The sequence below is a fragment of the Clostridium sp. genome (assembly GCF_021443865.1).
GTDB lineage: Bacteria > Bacillota > Clostridia > Clostridiales > Clostridiaceae > Clostridium.
In genome coordinates, this window is record NZ_JABUTB010000008.1 from 1 (window position 1) to 3,502 (window position 3,502).

A 3,502-nucleotide genomic window follows, 5' to 3' on the forward strand; every position below is an offset into this window, starting at 1 on the left:
GAGTTTCTTCTTTAATTTTACATTTTTCATTATTCATTTTACATTGTGCGACAGCCCATTTTAATAATATATTATATTAAGAGGTATTTTTATGATTAAATTTTATGAGAAGTCAACCTATATATTACTTTTACTATTCATATTTCTCTTCCCAATACTTCCTAGTTATGGAGTCTTTAGTACAGATATATTAGTTTATACTCTTTTATTATTACAAATAATAGGATTCATTTTCATTTCGGAAGAACGAAAGAACTTAATACTAAATTTAAAGAATATTATATTAAAGGATAGAATTTTTATAACCTTGATTTTGTTAAATATATTAATGTATTTATCAATGTTTAGAGCTTTTAATAAATATGTAACTTTAACAAATAGTATTCGATTCTCAATGTATCTATTTATATTTTATATTATTTCCTACAAATTAAAGAAATCTTCTATCAATAATGTAATAATAGTATTTTTGTCTTCATCTATAGTTATAAGCTTAATAACTATATTCCAAGTTATTTCTACTAAAATCATGGGGAATAATGTTGATATGGATCATAGAATTGCTTCTACCCTTGAAAATCCTAATAATCTTGGAGCTTATAGTATAATAGTACTATTTATATTTATTAACTACTTAATAAAAGTTAAAAATAAAAAAATGAAGATTATAAGTTCTATTGCAACATTACTTTTATTATTTAATATTATAGTATCACAATCTAGAAATGCCCTATTAGCATTAATCCTAGGTATATTTATTTTTGCAATATTATATAATAAGCGATTTTTATTATATTCTATTTTTGTACCAATAATTTTATTTATAATTCCTCAAACAAGAGGTAGACTTTTTGCAGTTTTAGATATGACTCAAAATGATTCAAGGCTTAAAATATGGAAATTAACAGAGATTATGATAAACAACAAAAATAGATTGTTTGGTTTAGGATATGAGAATTATTCTATTAATTATAAATCTTATTTAGATAGTAATCCCTCTTATTTTGTAAGAGAAAGCTTACTTCCATTACATCCACACAATGCAATATTAAAATTTCAAGTAGAGCTAGGAGTTTTTGGTACAATACTATTTATACTATTCATTATTTTTTCACTCTGGTCCTTTTATAAACTTGCTAAGTATAAAGTAAATAATAATTCTATTGATTTGTCTTTAGGATTATTTGTTAGCTTTATAAGCTTTCAAGCTATGAATATTATTGATTGCTACTATGGTCCTATTAAGATAATGTATTCCTTCTTTATAATTTTAGGAATACTTAATAGCAACTTATTAAAAAGTAAACATATTTAAAATACATTAAAATAAAAAGAGAATGCAATTATTATTTATTGCATTCTCTAAAATATATTTAAACTAGTTTTTCCAATCCCTATTTGTTAGGTACTCCATAAATGGTTCTCTTAAATCATCTCTTTTTAAAGCAAACTCTACAGTAGCTTGTAAGAAACCAAGCTTATCTCCTACATCATATCTTCTTCCTTCAAAGTTATATGCATACATAGCTTCATTTTCTATTAAAGTTTGAAGAGCATCAGTAAGTTGTATTTCTCCGCCTTTACCTGGCTCTGTATTTTGTAATATATCAAATACTTGAGGTGTAATTATATATCTACCTAGTATAGCAACATTACTTGGTGCCTCATCTATTGCTGGTTTTTCAACTAATTTTTTAACTTTATAAACTCTATCTTCAATATGGATTCCATCTACTATTCCATACTTATTTACATCTTCATGCTTAACTGTTTGAACTCCTAAGATTGTTGTCTTATATTCCTTATAGCAATCCATTAATTGCTTAAGACAAGGTACTTCTGAATCAACAACATCATCTCCAAGTAAAACTGCAAAAGGTTCATTTCCAACAAAAGCTCTAGCACATAATATTGCATGGCCTAATCCTTTTGGTTCCTTTTGTCTTATATAGTGAATATCAACCATATCAGATATACTTCTTACCATTTCTAAAAGATCATCTTTATGATTCTTTTCAAGTTCCATTTCAAGTTCTACAGATTTATCAAAATGATCCTCAATACACTTTTTATTTCTTCCTGTAATTATTAATATTTCTTCGATTCCTGAAGCAACTGCTTCTTCAATTATATATTGTATTGTAGGCTTATCAACTATAGGAAGCATCTCCTTTGGTTGAGCCTTTGTTGCTGGTAAAAATCTAGTACCAAGGCCAGCTGCTGGTATAATGGCTTTTCTGACTTTCATATTTATCCCTCACATCTATATATATATATTTTACATAATATAACATATCTATATTACCATAATAAAATAAACAGTTCAATTCACTATTAGTAAATTGAACTATTTTATAACTTTTCAACCCTTAATCTATCTAATACTTTTTATAAACTCAATAAATTTATCATGATTTATAGCAAAATTTCCTGAAACATTATCCCCATCATTTAAATTCTTAGTTACTACTGAACCAAGACTTATACTAACCTTATTGCCTAAAATAAGTGCATTAGATATAGTTGCACCTAATCCTACCCAAGAATCATCACCTAACACTGTTCTTCCTCCAAAGGTAGATCTTGAAGCAATTAAACATCTATTCCCTATTTTTACTCCATGCTCTATATGAACTAAATTATCAAGCTTAGAATACTCTCCTATAATTGTGTTATCCCAGGTATAAAGTGCTTTATCTACACAAGAATTATATTGGATTTCAACATTGTTACCAATAATAACTCCACCACAATGATTTACATTCATTATGATTCCATCAATTCTCTTATACTCAAATCCTTCTCCACCTAATATAACACCAGCTCTTATAATACTATTGTCTCCAATTACAGTATTTTCTCTAATTACTGCAAATTCTTCTATAATAACATTATTACCAATTACAACATTACTTTCACTTATTGATGCTAACTTGCTTATCTTACAGCCTTCTCCAATTATAGTATTAAAGTCTTTTCTTTTATATCCTTCTTTAGTAGATAATATATTATGTAACTTAAAATAATCCATTCTTGGATTATTTGAAATAATAATACCATATCTATCTTTAAGCTTTTCACCTAATTCTTTAGTTGTAATTAAAGCAGTTATTTTATCACTTAAACTTTTTATATATTTTTCACTTTCAATAAAGGTAAGAATCTTTTCATCACAGTCTGCAACTGCAAGGCCTAAACTAGTAAATTCTCCATCCTTTAAAATATATAACCCATCTACTAAAGCACTTACTTCACTTAATAACATAAAATTCTCCTTAATTTCTAATTATCTAGATATTTTTTTATTATTTTCTTCTATGTTTTTACTTTTAAAGATATAAAAATTAAACAGTCCTAATATAAATCCAACTCCATATGAAATATGTAATATTGGAAATGTGATAAATGTATAAGGAAATAACTTTAAATTTTTCTTTCTAGATATTTTCATACTAAAAACAGCATCTAAAATTAAGTATAGAAGTATTGTTAATAAGTATCC

The 3,502-nt window shown here is 25.8% G+C and carries 3 protein-coding genes and 1 pseudogene; 1 reads left to right on the forward strand and 3 read right to left on the reverse strand.

All coding sequences use genetic code 11. The annotated features are described in order from the left end of the window. Positions 1-91: 91 nt before the first annotated feature. Positions 92-1,315 carry an O-antigen ligase family protein gene (locus tag HUJ77_RS02530; protein WP_291707000.1) on the forward strand — a complete coding sequence of 408 codons (1,224 nt, stop codon included), beginning with the start codon at positions 92-94 and terminating at the stop codon, positions 1,313-1,315. Positions 1,316-1,378: 63 nt separating this feature from the next. Here the strand turns inward: HUJ77_RS02530 and galU are convergent, their stop codons facing one another. The 3 genes and pseudogenes from galU to HUJ77_RS02545 all read right to left on the reverse strand — a co-directional run. Next, entirely contained in the window at positions 1,379-2,248 is an 870-nt protein-coding gene (gene galU / locus HUJ77_RS02535) for a UTP--glucose-1-phosphate uridylyltransferase GalU (RefSeq protein ID WP_291707001.1), read from the reverse strand. A 126-nt stretch (positions 2,249-2,374) separates the two neighbouring features. Beyond that, positions 2,375-3,265 (reverse strand): UDP-3-O-(3-hydroxymyristoyl)glucosamine N-acyltransferase, encoded by an 891-nt coding sequence (locus tag HUJ77_RS02540; RefSeq protein ID WP_291707002.1) that lies wholly within the window; start codon positions 3,263-3,265, stop codon positions 2,375-2,377. A 21-nt stretch (positions 3,266-3,286) separates the two neighbouring features. After that, positions 3,287-3,502 (reverse strand): annotated as a pseudogene (locus tag HUJ77_RS02545) (glycosyltransferase family 2 protein); the annotation flags it as partial.